A 17,425-nucleotide genomic window follows, 5' to 3' on the forward strand; every position below is an offset into this window, starting at 1 on the left:
CCTGTTGACCATGGCTGAAAGCGAATATGTTTTTCCCGCCCCCGAACGGTTCATAGTCGGCACCGTCGGCCTGCCGGGAGATCGCTCTTTCTACCTTCAGGCAAAGGACGCCGACAGGGTCGTCACGGCAGCTGTCGAAAAGGAGCAGGTGGAGCTCCTTGGTGAGCGCATCAACGAGCTTCTGGACATGGTGCGGTCACGCTCCGCCGACGGCTACATGATCCCGGCCGGTCCGGATCCGGCAGATGCTGACAACGCCAACCTCGAAATGCCGGTGGAACCCGAATTTCGCGTCGGCACCATGAGCCTGGGGTGGGACACGCGTCGCCGGCACTTGGAAATCGAGTGCTCGGCCATCAGCTTCGGACAGGACGACAAGGACTCCCAAACGCCTGTCCTGCGCGTTGTTCTTTCCGCCGAAGCCGCTCGCGAGTTCGCTCGCCGTGCCGACCAGGTGGTCAACGCGGGCCGTGCTGACTGCCCCTTCTGCTCGCTTCCACTGGATCCAGGCGGTCACCTGTGCCCGCGGGCCAACGGGGTGCCCAGGTGATCGAACCGGCTTTGGCCGAAGCACACATGACGGTGCTCGGCCGGGTGCCCGGCGCCTCGAACGCGGTTTTTCTGTGCCTGCTGGAAGGGGACTTCGGAACCGGCCCCACCGTACGCCGAGGCATCTACAAGCCGGTGCGCGGCGAAAGGCCGCTGCACGACTTTCCCGCAGGAACACTCGCACGCAGGGAAGTCGCCGCCTACCGCTTGGCTCACCACTTGGGAATTGACGAGGTGCCGCCGACGGTCTTTCTTGAAGACGGCCCGCTGGGGCCAGGGTCTCTGCAGGCCTATGTGCTTTCAGACGGCGACGACGAACCGCCCGTGACGATCTGCCTGCCCTCTGAGCTTCCCGACGGCTGGCTCCCCGCTGCGGCAGGTGAGACCGAAACGGGCGAACAGGTGGTCATCGCCCACAGCCCCGACGAACAGGTTCTGCGCCTGGCAGTGTTCGACATCGTTGCCAACAACGCCGACCGCAAGGGCAGTCACATTCTGTCCGGGGCATGGGATCCGCAGGCGGAAGCTCAATTCTTCGGAATCGACAACGGCCTTACGTTCCACACGGAGCCAAAGCTGCGCACGATCCTGTGGGGGTTTTCTGGAGTACCGGTGCCGGGCTCCCTGTGCGAAGCGCTGGACTCTATCGCCGGCGCAGTTCCCGCCGAGCTATCAGAGCTACTCACTCCGGACGAAAGCCGAGCTCTCGCGCTGCGCGCCGGACAGCTCGCAGCGAACGGCACCATGCCGTCGATGCCACAGGACCGAATTCCAATTCCCTGGCCCCCGGTGTAGACACATGACGGTTATGCTGGGTGGCGTGAAACCTTGGTCAGCTCCCGCAATCCCGTCCCTGTCCGACTTCCCGGTCCTGCCGGCAACTCCAGCCGACAGCACTGTCTACAGCACTTCGGCCAGGGGCCCCGTCAGCGGCCTCCTCGAAGATGGGAAGGCCCGGCTCTACGTGTGCGGCATCACCCCCTACGATGCAACGCACCTGGGCCACGCATCGACCTACGTCGCCTTCGATGTCCTGCTGCGCAGCTGGATTGATGCTGGAGCTGATGTCGTCTACGTCCAGAACACAACGGATATTGACGACCCCCTCCTTGAACGCGCTGAGGCGACCGGAGTTGACTGGCGCGAACTGGCCGACAGCCAGATTGAGCTGTTCTTTTCTGACATGGAGGCGCTGCGCGTCATCCCGCCGAAGCACTACATCGGCGCTGTCGAATCGATTCCGGACGTTGTTGAAGCCGTAGAAAAGCTGCTTGAGCGCGGCGCCGCCTACACCCTGGACAACGGCGACGTCTACTACCGCATCAGCACGGAAGTCGAACCGCCGTTCGGTTCGGAATCGCACTACAGCCGCGAACACATGCTTGAAATCTTCCCCGAACGCGGGGGAGACCCAGACACACCCGGCAAAGAAGATCCGCTCGACGCTCTTCTGTGGCGCGCTGCCCGCGAAGGCGAACCGCAGTGGCCCGGCGGCAAACTGGGACCGGGCCGCCCAGGCTGGCACATCGAATGCGCTGTCATCGCCGGCAAGTACGCGGGGTACCCGCTGACCGTGCAGGGCGGAGGATCAGACCTCATCTTCCCGCACCACGAAATGGGTGCGGCTCACGCAATCGCCCTGACGGACACACCGTTTGCCGATGCCTACATGCACACCGGCATGGTCGCCTACGAAGGCGAAAAGATGAGCAAGTCCCTGGGCAACCTGGTGCTTGTGTCGAACCTGACAGCCGCCGGAACCGACCCCATGGCCATCCGCCTGGCGATTCTCGGCAACCACTACCGGTCGGACTGGGAGTACAGCGACGGTGTGCTGGCCGCCGCTGAGAACCGCTTGGCAGCCTGGCGCGCAGCAGCCGGCTGTGGAAACTCGTCTGATCCGGCTGAGGTCGTTGCCGAGATCCGCCGCGAACTGGCGGACGACCTCGACACGCCCAACGCGCTGTGCGTCATTGACGACTGGGCGGCTGCCCGGCAGACCGAAGCAGATGCGGACGAGAACACTCAGGCTGTCGTCGCCGCAGTTGATGCTCTCCTGGGCATCAAGCTCTGACTTCTGTCCCTGAGGCCTATCAGCGGTCCTCTTCGCGCCTGCGCAGCAGTTTTTCGAACTCCCGGGCAATGTCTTCGCCGTCGTGCTCGGTCGCGAGGTCGTACTCTTCTTCCATCATCGCGATCCTCTTGGCAAGGTCCGAGTCTGATTCTGCGAACATGTCGACGCTGTCCGACCAGGCTCGGGATGCTTCGGTCAGGTCCTCGGGGTCGAACGTCATCCCGGTGATGTCTTCGAGCGCGGACAGAAGGGCCAGTGCCGCCTTCGGCGATGGTGAAAGAGCCGCGTAGTCGGGGATCTCGCATGTCAGCGAGACTGTGGGAATTCCCTTTTCGTACAGGGCCACGGCCATGACATCCTGCAGGTTCGCTGTTCCTTCGCATTCCGCCGTCTGGACTTCTGAGATGTCCACGATGTCCGGGTCCTCTGATGTCAGCCGGACTGGCAGGCTGCGCGTGTGCGGGACAGCGGCTGGCTCTGAGGCCAGGAGCATAACGACGTCGCTTTCTGGGCGCAGCGGCATCAGCAGGTCTTCGATGAGCTCTTCCCACATGTCGAGCGGCGTCGGCCCTGTGACCAGCAGGGTCTGCACAAACCTGCCGGCTCGCTCGATTGAGCCTTCGATGCCGACGACCTGCGGATGAACGACGACGGGCTCCCCTTCGGAGCGGATGATGAACGGCGGGTACTGCGTGCGGTGATAGCTTTCTGCCACGCTGACGTCGATCAGGTGATAGTCGTCCAGGTGCCGTTTGAGGATGTCGATGACGACTGCCGCAGCGTCGTCGGGGCTGTTGGGCCCCTGCAGGCCGACGATCACGATCTGTCCGTCTTGACTCGGAAGAAATGCCATGTGACCAGCCTAGTCGTGTTCACCGGGGTGTTGCCCGAAAGCCGCGCAGAGCTCTTAGGGTTGAAGCATGGAATTCTCTGGAGTCCTATGGGACATGGACGGCACTATCGTCGACACCGAACCGTACTGGATCGAAGCCGAACATCGGCTGACTGCCGAATTCGGCCTCCCGTGGTCACAAGAAGACGGGCTGAAGCTGGTGGGCAATGCCCTTACGGTTTCAGCGCAGGTGTTCATCGACCTCGGCGTTCCGCTTGAGCCGCTGGAGATCATCAATCGGCTCACGCGCGATGTCATTGCCCAGGTGCAGGAGCGCGTGCCGTTCCGTCCCGGTGTGCGGGAGCTGTTTGCACAGCTGCGCGAAGCGGGGATTCCGTCCGCAATGGTCACGATGTCGTTTCGCCCCCTGGCTGATGCTGTTGTCGCCAGCCTGCCCGAGGGCAGCTTTGATGCTGTCATCACCGGTGACGAGGTTCAGCACGGCAAACCGCACCCGGAACCCTACGAGGTGGGAGCGAAGGCCCTCGGTCTGCGCCCGCAGGAGTGCATAGCGATTGAGGACTCCCTCAATGGGGCACTCTCAGCATCAAGTGCTGGGGCACACACGCTCGTTGTGCCGTGCCACGTTGACATTCCCGAAGACCCGCGCTGGTCGATTGCCCAGAGTTTGGAAGGTCTTTCGCTCGAGGAGTTTCAGCGAGCGGCTATCGCCCGGCAATCGCAGTGATTTCGGGGGTTTCCGGGGCCCGTCCGCCCCAGGCGGGGCAGATGTCTTTGAAGTGACACCACCCGCACAAGGGCGATTTCTTCGGCCGCCAGGTGTCCGTCAGAGCAGCCTGCACGATGTCATCCCAAATGTGCAGGATCTCCGCTTCCGTCCGCTCAATGTCCGACATCTGCGGGCGCATGGCCTTGATGGTGCCGGAGCCTAGGTACATCAGCTGCAGCGTGTGGGCCAAAGTGCCGTCAGTGCGGTGCTTGAGGACGCCGTAGAACCGCATCTGGAACTCCGCTTCCCGCGAATACTGGGGCTTGGGCTCCTTGCCGGTCTTGTAGTCGACGAGTCGCACTTCGCCGCCGGGAGCCACGTCGACCCTGTCAATGAATCCGCGCAGCAGCAGTCCGTTGTCCAGCTTCGTCTGCACAAACTGCTCACGTCCCGCCGGTTCCAGCCGGTCTGGAAGTTCGAGGGTGAAATAGCGGTCAACGAGTTCACCTGCCTGCGCGAACAGCCTCAGACGAGACGGTTCGTCGGGAAAGAGCTCTGCGATCTCCGCTGTGTTTTTGCTCTCAAGTTCGGCAAAGCTCGGCTCGATGAGCGATCGCCCTGCTCCAGAAGTCCTCTCTTCAGCGGGCAGGTCGAAGAGCCCCTCAAGCACCGAGTGGACGAGCGTTCCCTTGAACGCGGCTTCACTCGGCGGTTCGGGAAGCTTGTCGATTGTGCGGAATCGAAACTTCAGCGGACACGACACGAAGTCGTTGGCGCGTGACGGTGAAAGAGCATTGAGCGAGACCATGACCACAGCCTAGTAGGCACGCGGTCGAAGGTCGCGATGTTGTCGACTCCGGCAGTTAGGATGGCGCATATGTCTCAAGCGAATGCGAGTAAGGACGGCACAGCCGGCGGCCTTGTGATCGGCCGCGCCCTCGGCGCGCCCATTGTGCTGTCATGGACGTGGTTCATTGCCGCGATCCTCATCACGGCCCTTCTGGCGCCCTTCATTCGCACGCTATCGCCCAGCATGAGCGTTCCGACGTCGATGTTCGTCGCGTTCCTCTACGCGATCCTTCTGTTCACCTCGGTGTTTCTGCACGAATTCGCCCACGGTGTTGCAGGTACGCTCGGCGGACAGAAGGTTTCCGTCATCGAACTCAACGTGTGGGGCGGCTTCACCAAGTTCGAACCCAAAATCGATGACGACGCGAAGCGCACTGCGATGACGAGCTTCTACGTGTCGATCGTGGGCCCCGTCGTCAACATCATTCTTGCCGCAGGCGGCTGGATCGGCATGAATCACTCCAGTCCGGGAAGCATCCTGTGGCTGCTGTGTGCCGCCCTGACCTTTGCCAATGTGGCACTTGGCGTCATCAACCTGCTGCCCGGCATCCCGCTTGACGGCGGGTGGGCCCTGCAGGCGCTCATCTGGCGGTTCACCGGCAGCCAGTTCCGCGGCACCATGATCGCCAGCCTCATCGGCCGGATCGTGGCGGTCGGATTCGTCGTCGGCGCTGTTGCATACCCCTACACGGTGGGATCCAAACCGGACCTTGTGACCGTCATCTGGACGACAGCCATTGCGGTCATGCTGTGGGTTTCGGCAGCTGATGCCGCGGCTCACGCCAAACGCGCCCGCCGCATGGAAACCTACGATCTCGACCAGGTCATCCAACCGGCAATCGCAGCGGCCTACGACGCGGACGTCGAAGAAACACTGCGCGCAGCAGACGCCGCGAGAACTGCTGAAGATGCAGCGCTGGTGGTGATCCTCGACCGCTCAGGTCTGCCCTCCGGCCTGCTCAACAGGCAGCTTGCAGAAAGATCGGCAACGACCGTCGGCGGCCCAGGCAGCGCTGTGGTCGGTGATTTCTCTAGTCCGCTGGGTGCGTGGATCGGCGTGCCGCGCGGAATTTCCGCACCGCATCTTCTGGAATCCCTCACCCACAGGCCCAAAGCGCAGTTCTGCCTCATCATGGAGGGTTCGACGCTTGCAGGCATCATCGATCTGCAGGAGTTCTTCCACGAGCTTCTCGAAGACTGAGACTGCACCCGAGGGGCCCTCACAGCAGAACCTGCCCGGCTAGACTGGGGAATCATGAGTCTTGAATCCGCACCCGTTCCGGCCGGCGCCGATGACCGTCGGGGTCTTCTAAAAGCAGGAGACAAGGTCCAGCTGACCGACTCCAAAGGCAGGATGAACACCATCGTCCTCAAACCCGGCGGAGAGTTCCACACTCATCGCGGGATCATCGCCCACGACGACATCATCGGCGCACCCGACGGTGTGACCGTGCAGAATTCCGTCGGCGTTGAATACCAGGTGCTCAAACCCCTGTATTCGGACTTCGTTCTCTCAATGCCGCGCGGTGCCGCGATCATCTATCCGAAAGACGCAGCCCTGATCACGGGTTTCGGTGACATCTTCCCCGGTGCCCGGGTTGTCGAGGCGGGTGTGGGCTCTGGTGCTCTCACAATCGCCCTGCTTCGAGCCGTGGGCGATTCCGGAAGCGTCCACTCCTTTGAGCTGCGTGAAGAATTCGCGCAGATTGCCGAGGGCAATATCTCTGACTTCTTCGCAGGCCCACATCCCGCGTGGAACATCACGGTGGGCGACCTCGCCGAAGAGCTTCCCAAGGCCTACGGACCGGGCGAAGTCGACCGCGTCGTGCTCGACATGCTCGCCCCCTGGGACTGCCTCGACGCTGTGACAGAAGCACTTGTGCCCGGCGGAGTGCTCGTGGTCTACGTTGCGACGGTTACACAGATGTCCCGCACCGTGCAGGCGCTGCAGGAGTCGGGCAACTACACAAAGCCGCACGCTTTGGAATCAACCGTCCGCGACTGGCACCTCGACGGCCTGGCAGTCAGGCCCGAACACCGCATGATCGGCCACACCGGCTTCCTTGTCTTCGCCCGTCGCGTGGCACAGGGAACAACCCCGCTGCGCCGCACAAAACGCGGCCAGCAGGCCGAACCGGACCAGAAGGATCTCGACGTGTGGTTCGGTCCCGAAGTCACCGACGAATCCGTTGGGGTCAAGTACCCCACGCCGAAGAAGATCCGCCGTTCCGTCCGCGAGGCAGGTTCCCGGCTTGACATTCTCAACAGCAGCGAAGGAGAGCTCAATGGATGATTCGACAATGCGACAAGAACTGTCGAAGGTCCGTCAGGACGCAGCTGGCCTCCGCCAGCAGCTGTTCTCAGCTTCCCAGCGCAACGAACAGCTCAGCACAGCGCTCAAAGCTGCTCGGGCTGAACTGGACAGGCTGAAGACCGAGGCCGAAAGGATCGCCGAACCGCCGAACTCCTACGCGGTCGTGCTCGGCACCGTGCGCGAAGGCGATGTTGTCTTCGCCGACGTCCACTACGCGGGCCGCCCCATGCGCCTGTCGGTGAGCACGGAAGTTCCGCTGCGCGACCTCACACCGGGTCGACGCGTTCGCCTGACCGAAGGCCTCGTCATCGTCGAAGCACTCGGCTTTGTTGACGAAGGCTCGGTGGTCACAGTGCGTGAACTCATCGACGACACCCGCGTGCTCGCTGCGACATCCACGGACGAAGAGCGGGTCGTGATACTGGCTCAGCCGCTGCGCGACAAGCCCGTTCGAGTGGGGGATTCGCTCGTGTTCGATTCCCGCAGCGGGCTGGTTGTCGAAAGGCTTGAAAGGGCCGAAACGGCATCCCTCATGCTGGAAACCGTTCCGGACATTTCGTACTCCGACATCGGCGGCCTGTCCGCACAGATCAGCGAAATCCGCGATGCTGTCGAATTGCCCTTCGAACACCCTCAGCTGTACACCGAGCACGGACTCAAGCCGCCCAAGGGCATCCTGCTGTACGGGCCTCCCGGCAACGGCAAGACGCTCATCGCAAAGGCTGTTGCAAACTCGCTTGCCCAGCGTCGCGGCGGAGAGAACACCCGCTCCTACTTCCTCAACATCAAGGGTCCGGAGCTGCTGGACAAGTACGTCGGCGAAACCGAGCGTCAGCTGCGCACCATCTTCGCCCGCGCCCGCGAAAAGGCCACGGCAGGTTCGCCCGTCGTCGTGTTCTTCGACGAAATGGAAGCTTTGTTCCGCACCCGCGGAACCGGCAAGTCCTCCGATGTTGAAACCACGATCGTGCCGCAGCTGCTGACCGAAATCGACGGTGTTGAACAGCTGGACAACGTTATCGTGATCGGTGCGTCCAACCGCGAAGACCTCATCGATCCCGCCATCCTCCGTCCGGGACGACTCGACGTGAAGATCCGCATCGAACGTCCCGACAGGGAAGGCGCGAAAGACATCTTCAGCAAATACCTGACAGAAGACCTGCCGATCGCAGAATCTGAGATCACGACGACAAAGGCCGCCGCCGTCGAAAGCCTCATCGAACGCTGTGTTGAGGAAATGTACGCCGAGACCGACCGCAACCGCTTCGTCGAAGTGACCTACGCCAACGGTCGGCGCGAAATGCTCTACTTTGCCGAGTTCACCTCGGGAGCCATGATCTCCAACGTCGTCGACAGGGCGAAGAAGCACGCCATCAAGGCCTACCTCGACCTGGGAGAACACGGTATTACGTGGGATCACCTGTACCGGGGCATCCGCGAAGAGTTCAGCGAACACGAAGACCTGCCGAACACGACGAACCCAGACGAATGGGCTCGCATCTCTGGGAGGAAGGGCGAAAGGATCACACACCTGGTCCTGGCAGCCGATGTCGCGGAACGGGAAAGCCGTGCGGACAGCGGTGCCGGCAGCGGCACCTCGTCCGTTCAGACCGCCAGGGGAGACAGCAGCCTCATCTGAGGAACTGCTCCTGTGCTGGCTTCAGCGTTTGGCTGATCGCCCGCCGACAGCGCGGGCGATCACACGCCAGCCCACCAGCGTAAGGAAGTTCAGGGCGGAGGCCACGATGATGAACGGCCCGGCGATTCCCGCACCCACTGCAAAGCGGATGATCATGCCGAGCAGGATCGTCGTCGACCAGATCGCGACACCGGTGCGCATGGGTGCCAGGGGAGCGGTCCAAGCCGCGCTGAGAATCCACGCGCACCCAAGGCCCACCAGGAAAGGCCACGAGGTCTGAACAACGCCGTCGACCGTGAGAACCTGGGCGTGGGTGTAGAAGCCGACAGCCGCAAAGGCGATCACCAAGATGATGTCGGCGACGAGTGCAGTGAAAATATGAGAAGAACGCTTAGCCACAGGCCACAGTCTACGAAAGGCAGTGAGGCACAATGATCACCGTCCAGCGGATCATGGGCTCAGAAACCGAGTTCGGCATTGTCGCCGTCGGCGGTCGCCCGCAAGCGCCCATGCGCGATTCCGCACGTGTCGTCGACGCCTACGCGGGTCCGCGCGGCCTGAAGTCCGCGCAGAGTTTCTGGGACTTCGGTTCGGAAACACCCCTGGCGGATGCCCGCGGCTTCCTCATGAATCTGGCCGATGCACACGAATCCCAGCTGACCCACCTGCCGCAGGCCCAGCCGGAAGCACAGTACTTGGCCAATGTGGTGCTGGAAAACGGTGCGCGCCTCTACGTTGACCACGCTCACCCCGAGTATTCATCGCCGGAGGTCACCAATCCGCGCGACATCGTCACGTGGGACCGCGCGGGCGACCGAGTGGCAGAAGAGGCCGTCAAACAGCTGCTCACAACGGGGCAGCCGGTCGACCTCTACAAAAACAATACGGACTCCAAGGGAGCCTCGTACGGCACACACGAAAACTACCTCGTCGACCGCAACACCGGCTTCGAGAAGATTGTCGAAGGGCTGCTGCCGTTCTTCGCCACGCGGCAGATTTTCTGCGGTGCCGGCAAGGTGGGAATTGGGCGCGAAGGCGAAGAGCCCGGCTTCCAGATTTCTCAGCGGGCAGACTTCTTCGAAGAGTGTGTGGGACTCGAAACGACCCTTCGCCGGCCGATCGTCAACACGCGCGATGAGCCGCACGCCGATCCCGTCAAATACCGGCGCCTGCACGTCATCATCGGCGATGCGACTCTCGCCGAAGTCGCCACGTTCGTTCGCTTCGGCTCTACGAGTCTCGTGCTGAGCCTGATCGAACAGGGTCTGGCACCCTTCATCGAGCTGGCTGACCCGGTGACCGCGCTGCAGACGGTGTCGCACGACTTAAGCCTCAGCGCTCCGCTTGAACTGGCTGATGGGTCGACCATGACTGCACTCGAAATTCAGCGCGCGTTCTATACGGCGGCCGCCGAAGCAGCAGATCCGAGTGACGAACAGACCGCGCAGGTGCTTGCGGAATGGGATCGCCTGCTCACAGGACTTGCAACCGACCCCATGAGCCTGGCCGATTCGATTGACTGGGTTGGCAAACTGGCGCTCATGAACAGCTACCGCCAGCGTGAGGGCCTCGACTGGAACAGCCCGAAGCTCGCCCTTATCGACGTGCAGTACACGGACGTCCGCCAGGAGAAAGGACTGTTCTACCGGCTGGAGCGGGCAGGACGCTTCCGCAGGCTCACGACTGACGAAGAGGTCGAGCGCGCCATGACGACCCCGCCGGAGGACACGCGCGCCTATCTGCGCGGCACGGTCGTCGACCGGCTGCGCGAAGACCTCGTTGCCGCCAGCTGGGAGTCAATCGTCATGCGCCGGGGCGATTCTGCAGTCAGAATCCCCATGAGCGAACCGCTCAAGGGCACACGCGAACTTCTTGAAGAGCGGCTGAGCAGGGCCGTTGACACCGACAGCCTGTTGGCTGCACTCGGTGTCACTACAATCGACAACAACAGCACAGACGACTACGGGATGTGAACAATGGCTGGTCAGGATCAGATTCACAGGCACTCAGGCGGAGCAGAAGGACCGGAAGAACCCGGCGATCTGAACGTCGGCGGAGGCCAGGCGCAGATCAACACGCAGGGTCTCGACGACATCCTCGATGACATCGACTCCGTACTGGAGACCAATGCCGAAGACTTCGTGAAGAACTTCGTGCAGAAGGGCGGACAGTGACAGGTCTGTCATCCGCCTATCTGAGCACCGCCTCGAACTCCTTTGTTGAGTTCGCACGGACTGTTGCCCCGCACGTGCTGCCTTCGGGTGACCTTCCGGTGTCGGACAGCATCGCCCCGCACGCTACGACCATCGTCGCACTGACAACGGCAGATGGTGTGCTCATGGCCGGCGATCGCCGAGCGACCATCGGTTCGCTCATTGCCAGCCGCACCATGGAGAAGGTTCACCGGGCGGATGACGCCTCGGTTGTCGGCATCGCCGGAACCGCGGGTATTGCGCTTGAGCTCGTCCGGCTGTTCCAGTTGGAGCTCGAACACTACGAAAAGATCGAGGGCACGGTCCTGTCCCTTGACGGCAAAGCCAACCGTTTGGCTTCAATGCTGCGAGCCAATCTCGGCTTCGCGCTGCGCGGTCTCGCCGTTGTTCCGCTGTTCGCCGGTGTCGACCAGAAGGCAGAAGGCGAAACTCCCGGCAGGATCTTCTCGTTTGACGTCACGGGCGGCAGGTACGAAGAAGAGGACTACCACTCGGTTGGCTCCGGTTCGACTTTTGCCCGCGGTTCGCTCAAAAAGAGGTGGAAGCCCAGCTTAAGCGAAGAAGCAGCTGTCGAGGTGGCAGTCGAAGCCCTTTTCGACGCCGCCGACGACGATTCGGGAACCGCCGGACCAGACCTCATCCGCCGCATCGGGCCGACCATGATGGTGGTTGACTCCGACGGTGCCAGCGAAGTCGAGACTGACGTCATTTTGGCCGCGGCAGCTGAGGTCGCAGCACGCCGAGGAGGCGGTTCGGCATGAGCATGCCCTTCTACGTTTCACCCGAACAGCTCATGAAGGACCGGGCTGAGTTTGCCCGGAAGGGGATTTCGCGCGGCCGCTGCGTCCTTGTTGCCCGCTGCTCAGACGGGATTGCGCTCGTTGCCGAAAACCCGTCGACAACACTGCACAAGATTGCTGAGATCTACGATCGAATCGGGTTCGCAGCAGTCGGCAAGTACAACGAGTTCGAGTCGCTGCGCCAGGCAGGTGTGCGCTATGCGGATCTGCGCGGCTACTCCTACGACAGGGCGGATGTGACTGCGCGAGGGCTGACAAATGCCTACGCCCAGACGCTGGCCTCTGTCTTCACAACCGAATCGAAACCTTTCGAGGTTGAGATCATCGTCGCCGAGCTCGGTGCTGATGCTGACGACGACAGGATCTACAGGCTGTCCTATGACGGTTCAGTTGCCGATGAGGCCAGTGCGGTCATCATCGGCGGGGACTCGGAAGCGCACAGCCAGAAGCTGGCTGAAATCGACACGACCGCCATGACGAGTGCAGAAGTCCTGCGGTGGGCAGCCAGCGCTCTTGGTGCCGACGCTCCGATTCCCGCCCAGCACATCGAAGCCGCACTGCTGGACCGCAACGCTGAAGGACACAGGAAATTCCGCCGGCTGAGCACAGAGATCGTCGAGCAGATCATCGGGGGAGAAGCATGAAGCGCATCTACGGCATTGAGACAGAGTACGGTCTGACCTACTCCGCCGGCAGCGGCAGGCACCTGGGTCCCGAAGAAACCGCACGCTACCTGTTCAAACCGGTCGTCAGCAGGTTCCGTTCGTCCAACGCCTTTTTGGCCAATGGCGGTCGCCTGTACCTGGACGTGGGATCTCACCCCGAATATGCGACTGCGGAATGCTCAACGCTCGATGAGCTAATTGCGCAAGAAGAAGCCGGCACCCTGCTGCTGACGCAGAATCTCGAGACCGCCCAGCGTGAACTGACGGCTGACGGGCTGGACGGCACGGCGCACATGCTGAAGAACAACCGCGATTCGGCGGGCAATTCCTTCGGCAGCCACGAAAACTTCCTCGTGCGCCGCACCATGGACTTCACGCGCCTGACCACCTCGCTGCTGCCGTTCCTCGTGGTCCGGCAGCTCATTGCAGGTGCCGGCTGCATCATTCCAGCCCGCGCCAGCACCGATATGCCCGCAGCTGACTCCCAGCGGGCGTCGCTCAGCGGCCACGCGACAAAGGTCGAACCGCTGCACGGCGATATCGTCTACGGTCTATCCGGCCGTTCCGACGTCATGTGGGAGGGCGTGTCATCAGCGACCACCCGCTCCAGGCCGATCATCAACGCCCGCGATGAACCCCATGCCGATGCCGAAAAATACCGCCGACTGCACGTGATCGTCGGCGATTCCTCGATGTCGCAGACCACGACCGAACTCAAAGTCGGTTCGGCAGGTCTCGTGCTTGACCTGCTGGAAACCGGTGTGCCCCTTGCAGACCACACTCTGCGCAATCCCATCCGGGATATCCGCACCGTAGCCCGCGACCTCACCGGGACTGCTCAGCTGGAGCTGCGCTCTGGCGAAACCACGACCCCGCTTGAGCTGCTGGGCTTCTACTGGGAGCACGCCCAGAAGCTCGCAGACAGGGGCGACCACAGCCTCGGCAGCGACGAAACCGCACAGCGCGTACTCGACCGGTGGAAGCGCGTTCTCGAGGCAGTTGAAAGCGGTGATTTCAGCTCGGTCGACACTGAAATCGACTGGGTCATCAAGAAGAAGCTCTTTGACCGCTACCTCGAACGCGAATCCTTAAGCCTGAAAGATCCGAAGATCACGCGTCTCGACTACGCCTACCACGATGTCACCCCCGGCATCGGGCTGTTCCCCAAACTCGAGCAGGCCGGCTTGGCCAAGCGCGCCGTGCCACCGGAAGACTCCCAGCGGGCAATGAGCACACCGCCGCAGAGCACCCGAGCCAAACTGCGCGGCGAATTCATTGCGCAGGCATTGGAACACCGCCGTGATTTCACGGTCGACTGGGTGCACCTGCGGCTGAACGACCAAACTCAGAAGGCTGTGGTTCTCCGCGATCCGTTCGCAACTGAGGACGACAGGGCTCGCGCCCTGACAGAGGCTCTTGCCGAACCGGTCATCTGAGCCTGAGGACACTCAGCCGAGGCCCAGACTCGCCCCACTAGGATTGGCGTGAGCTATCGAAAGGGATGTATCGACGTGCGCAGACAGGTGATCGGTTCCGCCGCCATCGCAGCGCTTCTTCTGACAGGCTGCTCTAAGGGCGATGATCAGAGCGCTGACAACACAGCAACACAGCAGGCACAGGAGGCCAAAACCACGAGCCTCGACGGTGTCAAGGTCAGCGGTAAGCAAGGCGAAAAGCCGAAGGTCGAGTTCGAAGCTCCCTTTGCCGTCGAAAAGGCCGAATCAAAGGTCTACACGGAAGGCGACGGCGACGTCATCAAGGACGGCGAACAGGTCACCGCCCACATGACGACCGTCGACGGCAACGATCCGAAGAACCAGCAGACCACCTACGACCAGGGCAAGCCCTCCGGCTTCCCCATGGACGAAGAGCAGGTTGCCAAGGAACTCGTCGATGCTCTCGTCGGCCAGAAGGTCGGCTCCCGCGTTGTTCTCGCCACCCCTGGTGAAAACGGACCGAGCATCCTGTACGTCATCGACGTTGTGAAGACCGAAGAGCTCAAGACCCGTGCCGAAGGCAAGGAGCTTCCGCAGAAGAAGGATCTCCCACAGGTCAGCCGCGATAAGAACGGCAAGCCGTCGATCAGCAAGCCCGAGGGCGATCCGCCGAAAAAGCTCATCGTCGAACCGACAATCGAAGGTGACGGCCCCAAGGTCAGCAAGGACCAGGAAGTCACGGTTCAGTACTCCGGGTGGCTGTGGGATGACTCCTCGAAGACCTTTGACTCGTCCTGGGATCGCGGTCAGCCGGCCACTTTCCCGCTTGACGGCGTGATCAAGGGCTGGACTGAAGGTCTTGAAGGCCAGAAGGTGGGTTCGCAGGTTCTGCTCATTGCACCGCCGGACATGGCCTACGGCGAAGCCGGCAGCCCACCGAACATCGGCCCAAACAAAACTCTCGTGTTCGTCGTCGACATTCTCGCCGCAAACTGATTGGAGATTCTCGTGTCCCGCACTAAACCCGAAGTCGAATTCCCCGGCGAAAGCGCCCCAACAGAACTCGAAATCATTGACGACATTGAGGGTACCGGCCGCGAAGTCCAGGCCGGCGACACCGTCAGCGTTCATTACGTCGGCGTCGGCTTTTCCACTGGCGAACAGTTTGATGCCAGCTGGGACCGCGGTCAGCCGCTGAACTTCCGCGTCGGCGTCGGCATGGTCATTCCCGGCTGGGACCAGGGCCTGCTCGGCATGAAGGTAGGCGGCCGTCGCACTCTGCGAATTCCCTCTCACCTGGCCTACGGAAACCAGGGCGTGCCCGGTGTCATCGCACCGGGTGAATCGCTTATCTTCGTCTGCGATCTCGAGGCCATCGCCTGACGATGTCCGATATCGACCGTCCGAAGACCGGCCGCGCGCGTCGGCAGACTGAGCGCCTGCTCAACCTGCTCATCGCGCTGCGGTCGGTTTCCGGTTGGCTCGACCGCGATGTTCTGCGCCAGACAATCGCTGACTACCGCGACAAAGACGATGAAGCCTTCGACCGGATGTTCAACCGCGACAAGAAGGCACTGCGGGATTTGGGCATTGAGATCAGCACGACCGACTGGTCCGACCCGTTCACCGGCGAGTCCGCCTACGGCTACCGGATCAGCGACGAAGACTACCTGCTGCCGCCCATCGATCTGAGTCCCGAGGACATTTCGCTTCTGGCTGCCGCACTCGACGTCATGCGCAGCTCCGCTGTTTCCGGCGCGGCAGTCGCAGCCGTGAACAAGCTGCGTGGCCAAGCCGCCCCTCCGGCAGGAAGCATCGACACGGCCGCGGCTTTTGATCTGCGTGCTGTTGATAGCCGCTATGCCGAAGTCATGGAGTACGTGGCTGACCGGCGCCCCATGCGCTTTCAGTATCGAAAGCCCGGCTCAGCTCCTTCGCGGCGCGAAGTCGTTGGATATTGTCTGCTGACCCGCGGTGAGAAGACCTACGTGGTCGGCTACGACCTCGAGCGCAAAGCGCAGCGTGCATTCCGACTGTCCCGCATCGTCGGACGCATTACGCCACTGGCCGAGTCCCTTCGCGACGCGGTGCCGGAAGACTTCGCGGTCAGTCCCCGCGCGGTAGGCGAGACCGCACACACCAGCACTGATACGCAGAAAGCCGTGCTCCACCTCGTGCCCGGCAAGGGCCGGCCCCTGCGCCTGAGGGGCACAGAAACCGCCGAAGGGACGTACGAGGTGCCGTTTGCTGATCTGCAGACTTTCGCCGAAGAGCTGCTCGGGTTCGGCGACAGCGTCAGGGTTGTCGACCCGCAGGAGCTGCGTGAAGCCCACGTGGAGCTTGCTCAGGCCACCCTTGAGGCGCTGGAGGCCGTTGAAAACAGGGGAGACGCGCATGTGTGAAGCTCAGCAGAGGCTGTCGCGCCTGTTGGGACTCGTCCCGTTCATCACGGCGAATCCCGGCACCCAGCTGGAAGATCTCGCCGCCCACTTCAACGTCCCTGTTGAAACGATCGAAGACGATCTTCAGCTGCTGTTCGTCAGCGGTCGGCCCGGCCACATGCCGGACGACCTCATTGACGCTCGTTGGGGACCTGACGGCGTTTTCATTGACAACGCCGCGGAAGTCGATGCCCCTGTGCGGCTCAGCGGTGCGGAAGCCTCGAGCCTTGTTGTAGCGCTTGACTATCTGCAGGCTGCTCACCCTGACGTCGCCGGCATCGAGGACCTGCGCGCCAAGCTGCAGTCAGCAGACCGTTCGGCTGAGCCCGTTGTCGACGTGCCCGCCGTTCCGGATTACCTGCGTCGCGCGCTGCAGAGTTCTTCTGCTTCCGGCACGCCCATCGTGATTGACTATTACGTCACATCTCGGGACGAACTCACCCGCCGCGTCATCCGTCCCCACGGACTGCGGCTGGCCGGCCGCTGGTACCTCGACGCCTACTGTGAAACCTCCGGGGGAGAGCGCACATTCAGCGTCGACAACATCGAAACAGCCGCTCTGGCAGACGGCGCCGACATCGCTCCCGCACCCCAGAAAACAGAAGAACCCATTGACTACCGCTTCGGCTTCGCCTCGGCAGCGGCGTGGATACTCGACGAGTTCGCCTTTCGCGACGTTGAGTTCGACGATGCAGCAGGCATCGCCTACGGCACCATCACGGTTCTCTCTCAGGCGTGGCTGGATCGTCAGCTTCTGCAGTGGGGCCGTTGGATCCGCTCAATCGACCCGGTGCCCGATCTGGCCAACGCGCTCGGCATTCTGAAGCGCGTTATCGAACAAGGCGAAGCAGGCGAGTACACTGGTGGGGCACGCTGACAATTA

19 protein-coding genes are annotated in these 17,425 nt (G+C 62.2%); 16 read left to right on the forward strand and 3 right to left on the reverse strand.

Translation table 11 applies throughout. From position 1 onward, the window contains the following. The first annotated feature begins 10 nt into the window (after positions 1-10). The 3 genes from HMPREF3172_RS07225 to mshC are packed head-to-tail and all read left to right on the forward strand — an operon-like array spanning position 11 to position 2,623. Positions 11-550 carry a DUF3090 family protein gene (locus tag HMPREF3172_RS07225; protein WP_070516482.1) on the forward strand — a complete coding sequence of 180 codons (540 nt, stop codon included), beginning with the start codon at positions 11-13 and terminating at the stop codon, positions 548-550. Continuing rightward, positions 547-1,344, forward strand: a complete 798-nt coding sequence (locus HMPREF3172_RS07230) for an SCO1664 family protein (protein ID WP_141741605.1) — start codon at positions 547-549, stop codon at positions 1,342-1,344. Before HMPREF3172_RS07225 ends, HMPREF3172_RS07230 begins: the two co-directional genes overlap by 4 nt. Positions 1,345-1,369: 25 nt before the next feature. Continuing rightward, positions 1,370-2,623 (forward strand): cysteine--1-D-myo-inosityl 2-amino-2-deoxy-alpha-D-glucopyranoside ligase, encoded by a 1,254-nt coding sequence (mshC, locus tag HMPREF3172_RS07235; protein WP_370919343.1) that lies wholly within the window; start codon positions 1,370-1,372, stop codon positions 2,621-2,623. Positions 2,624-2,642: 19 nt separating this feature from the next. On the opposite strand, the gene HMPREF3172_RS07240 is transcribed toward mshC, so the two are convergent. Next, positions 2,643-3,476: a PAC2 family protein gene (locus tag HMPREF3172_RS07240; RefSeq protein ID WP_070516485.1), complete on the reverse strand. Its 834-nt coding sequence runs from the start codon at positions 3,474-3,476 to the stop codon at positions 2,643-2,645. A gap of 67 nt (positions 3,477-3,543) precedes the next feature. Between HMPREF3172_RS07240 and HMPREF3172_RS07245 the strand changes: the two genes are divergently transcribed. Further along, positions 3,544-4,203, forward strand: coding sequence for an HAD family hydrolase (locus HMPREF3172_RS07245; RefSeq protein ID WP_256173285.1), 660 nt, complete (start codon positions 3,544-3,546; stop codon positions 4,201-4,203). On the opposite strand, the gene HMPREF3172_RS07250 is transcribed toward HMPREF3172_RS07245, so the two are convergent. Further along, positions 4,181-4,993, reverse strand: coding sequence for a RecB family exonuclease (locus HMPREF3172_RS07250; protein WP_019175010.1), 813 nt, complete (start codon positions 4,991-4,993; stop codon positions 4,181-4,183). The two genes, HMPREF3172_RS07245 and HMPREF3172_RS07250, sit on opposite strands and share 23 nt — an antisense overlap. Before the next feature lie 69 nt (positions 4,994-5,062). Here HMPREF3172_RS07250 and HMPREF3172_RS07255 point away from each other — a divergent pair, with 69 nt between their 5' ends. The 3 genes from HMPREF3172_RS07255 to arc are packed head-to-tail and all read left to right on the forward strand — an operon-like array spanning position 5,063 to position 8,987. Beyond that, positions 5,063-6,235 (forward strand): site-2 protease family protein, encoded by a 1,173-nt coding sequence (locus HMPREF3172_RS07255; protein WP_070516489.1) that lies wholly within the window; start codon positions 5,063-5,065, stop codon positions 6,233-6,235. 54 nt (positions 6,236-6,289) lie between these two features. Further along, a complete protein-coding gene (locus HMPREF3172_RS07260) occupies positions 6,290-7,327 on the forward strand; it encodes a tRNA (adenine-N1)-methyltransferase (protein ID WP_019175008.1) in 1,038 nt (345 codons plus the stop codon). Then, positions 7,320-8,987 (forward strand): proteasome ATPase, encoded by a 1,668-nt coding sequence (gene arc / locus HMPREF3172_RS07265; RefSeq protein ID WP_070516491.1) that lies wholly within the window; start codon positions 7,320-7,322, stop codon positions 8,985-8,987. The genes HMPREF3172_RS07260 and arc overlap by 8 nt, the downstream gene beginning before the upstream one ends. A 21-nt stretch (positions 8,988-9,008) precedes the next feature. Here arc and HMPREF3172_RS07270 read toward each other — a convergent pair whose 3' ends face one another. Beyond that, positions 9,009-9,386: a DUF3054 domain-containing protein gene (locus HMPREF3172_RS07270; protein ID WP_019175006.1), complete on the reverse strand. Its 378-nt coding sequence runs from the start codon at positions 9,384-9,386 to the stop codon at positions 9,009-9,011. Between the two features lie 32 nt (positions 9,387-9,418). On the opposite strand from HMPREF3172_RS07270, the gene dop reads away from it, so the two are divergent. Genes dop through HMPREF3172_RS07315 form a run of 9 tightly spaced genes read left to right on the forward strand, consistent with a single transcriptional unit; the run spans position 9,419 to position 17,419 of the window. Beyond that, a complete protein-coding gene (gene dop, locus HMPREF3172_RS07275) occupies positions 9,419-10,960 on the forward strand; it encodes a depupylase/deamidase Dop (RefSeq protein ID WP_070516493.1) in 1,542 nt (513 codons plus the stop codon). Between the two features lie 3 nt (positions 10,961-10,963). Next, the gene (locus HMPREF3172_RS07280; protein WP_019175004.1) at positions 10,964-11,161 is read left to right on the forward strand and encodes a ubiquitin-like protein Pup; all 198 of its coding nucleotides are present in this window, start codon (positions 10,964-10,966) and stop codon (positions 11,159-11,161) included. Then, the gene (gene prcB / locus HMPREF3172_RS07285; RefSeq protein ID WP_070423440.1) at positions 11,158-11,961 is read left to right on the forward strand and encodes a proteasome subunit beta; all 804 of its coding nucleotides are present in this window, start codon (positions 11,158-11,160) and stop codon (positions 11,959-11,961) included. Before HMPREF3172_RS07280 ends, prcB begins: the two co-directional genes overlap by 4 nt. Further along, positions 11,958-12,644: a proteasome subunit alpha gene (prcA, locus tag HMPREF3172_RS07290; RefSeq protein ID WP_019175002.1), complete on the forward strand. Its 687-nt coding sequence runs from the start codon at positions 11,958-11,960 to the stop codon at positions 12,642-12,644. The genes prcB and prcA overlap by 4 nt, the downstream gene beginning before the upstream one ends. Further along, a complete protein-coding gene (gene pafA, locus HMPREF3172_RS07295) occupies positions 12,641-14,101 on the forward strand; it encodes a Pup--protein ligase (protein WP_070516495.1) in 1,461 nt (486 codons plus the stop codon). Before prcA ends, pafA begins: the two co-directional genes overlap by 4 nt. Positions 14,102-14,149: 48 nt before the next feature. After that, complete coding sequence (locus HMPREF3172_RS07300; protein ID WP_256173287.1) at positions 14,150-15,097, forward strand: FKBP-type peptidyl-prolyl cis-trans isomerase; 948 nt, start codon at positions 14,150-14,152, stop codon at positions 15,095-15,097. A 12-nt stretch (positions 15,098-15,109) separates the two neighbouring features. Beyond that, entirely contained in the window at positions 15,110-15,484 is a 375-nt protein-coding gene (locus HMPREF3172_RS07305; protein ID WP_070516499.1) for an FKBP-type peptidyl-prolyl cis-trans isomerase, read from the forward strand. Between the two features lie 2 nt (positions 15,485-15,486). Further along, positions 15,487-16,503: a helix-turn-helix transcriptional regulator gene (locus tag HMPREF3172_RS07310; RefSeq protein WP_070516501.1), complete on the forward strand. Its 1,017-nt coding sequence runs from the start codon at positions 15,487-15,489 to the stop codon at positions 16,501-16,503. Then, positions 16,496-17,419, forward strand: coding sequence for a WYL domain-containing transcriptional regulator (locus HMPREF3172_RS07315; RefSeq protein WP_019174997.1), 924 nt, complete (start codon positions 16,496-16,498; stop codon positions 17,417-17,419). The genes HMPREF3172_RS07310 and HMPREF3172_RS07315 overlap by 8 nt, the downstream gene beginning before the upstream one ends. The last annotated feature ends 6 nt before the right edge of the window (positions 17,420-17,425 follow it).

The organism is Brevibacterium sp. HMSC08F02 (genome assembly GCF_001807555.1).
GTDB lineage: Bacteria > Actinomycetota > Actinomycetes > Actinomycetales > Brevibacteriaceae > Brevibacterium > Brevibacterium ravenspurgense.

Coding starts and splice junctions, on each gene's coding strand:
- HMPREF3172_RS07225 (WP_070516482.1), top strand. CDS start 11: ATGGCTGAAAGCGAATATGTTTTTCCCGCCCCCGAACGGTTCATAGTC.
- HMPREF3172_RS07240 (WP_070516485.1), bottom strand. CDS start 3,476: ATGGCATTTCTTCCGAGTCAAGACGGACAGATCGTGATCGTCGGCCTG.
- HMPREF3172_RS07245 (WP_256173285.1), top strand. CDS start 3,544: ATGGAATTCTCTGGAGTCCTATGGGACATGGACGGCACTATCGTCGAC.
- HMPREF3172_RS07250 (WP_019175010.1), bottom strand. CDS start 4,993: ATGGTCTCGCTCAATGCTCTTTCACCGTCACGCGCCAACGACTTCGTG.
- HMPREF3172_RS07255 (WP_070516489.1), top strand. CDS start 5,063: ATGTCTCAAGCGAATGCGAGTAAGGACGGCACAGCCGGCGGCCTTGTG.
- HMPREF3172_RS07260 (WP_019175008.1), top strand. CDS start 6,290: ATGAGTCTTGAATCCGCACCCGTTCCGGCCGGCGCCGATGACCGTCGG.
- arc (WP_070516491.1), top strand. CDS start 7,320: ATGGATGATTCGACAATGCGACAAGAACTGTCGAAGGTCCGTCAGGAC.
- dop (WP_070516493.1), top strand. CDS start 9,419: ATGATCACCGTCCAGCGGATCATGGGCTCAGAAACCGAGTTCGGCATT.
- HMPREF3172_RS07280 (WP_019175004.1), top strand. CDS start 10,964: ATGGCTGGTCAGGATCAGATTCACAGGCACTCAGGCGGAGCAGAAGGA.
- prcA (WP_019175002.1), top strand. CDS start 11,958: ATGAGCATGCCCTTCTACGTTTCACCCGAACAGCTCATGAAGGACCGG.
- pafA (WP_070516495.1), top strand. CDS start 12,641: ATGAAGCGCATCTACGGCATTGAGACAGAGTACGGTCTGACCTACTCC.
- HMPREF3172_RS07310 (WP_070516501.1), top strand. CDS start 15,487: ATGTCCGATATCGACCGTCCGAAGACCGGCCGCGCGCGTCGGCAGACT.
- HMPREF3172_RS07315 (WP_019174997.1), top strand. CDS start 16,496: ATGTGTGAAGCTCAGCAGAGGCTGTCGCGCCTGTTGGGACTCGTCCCG.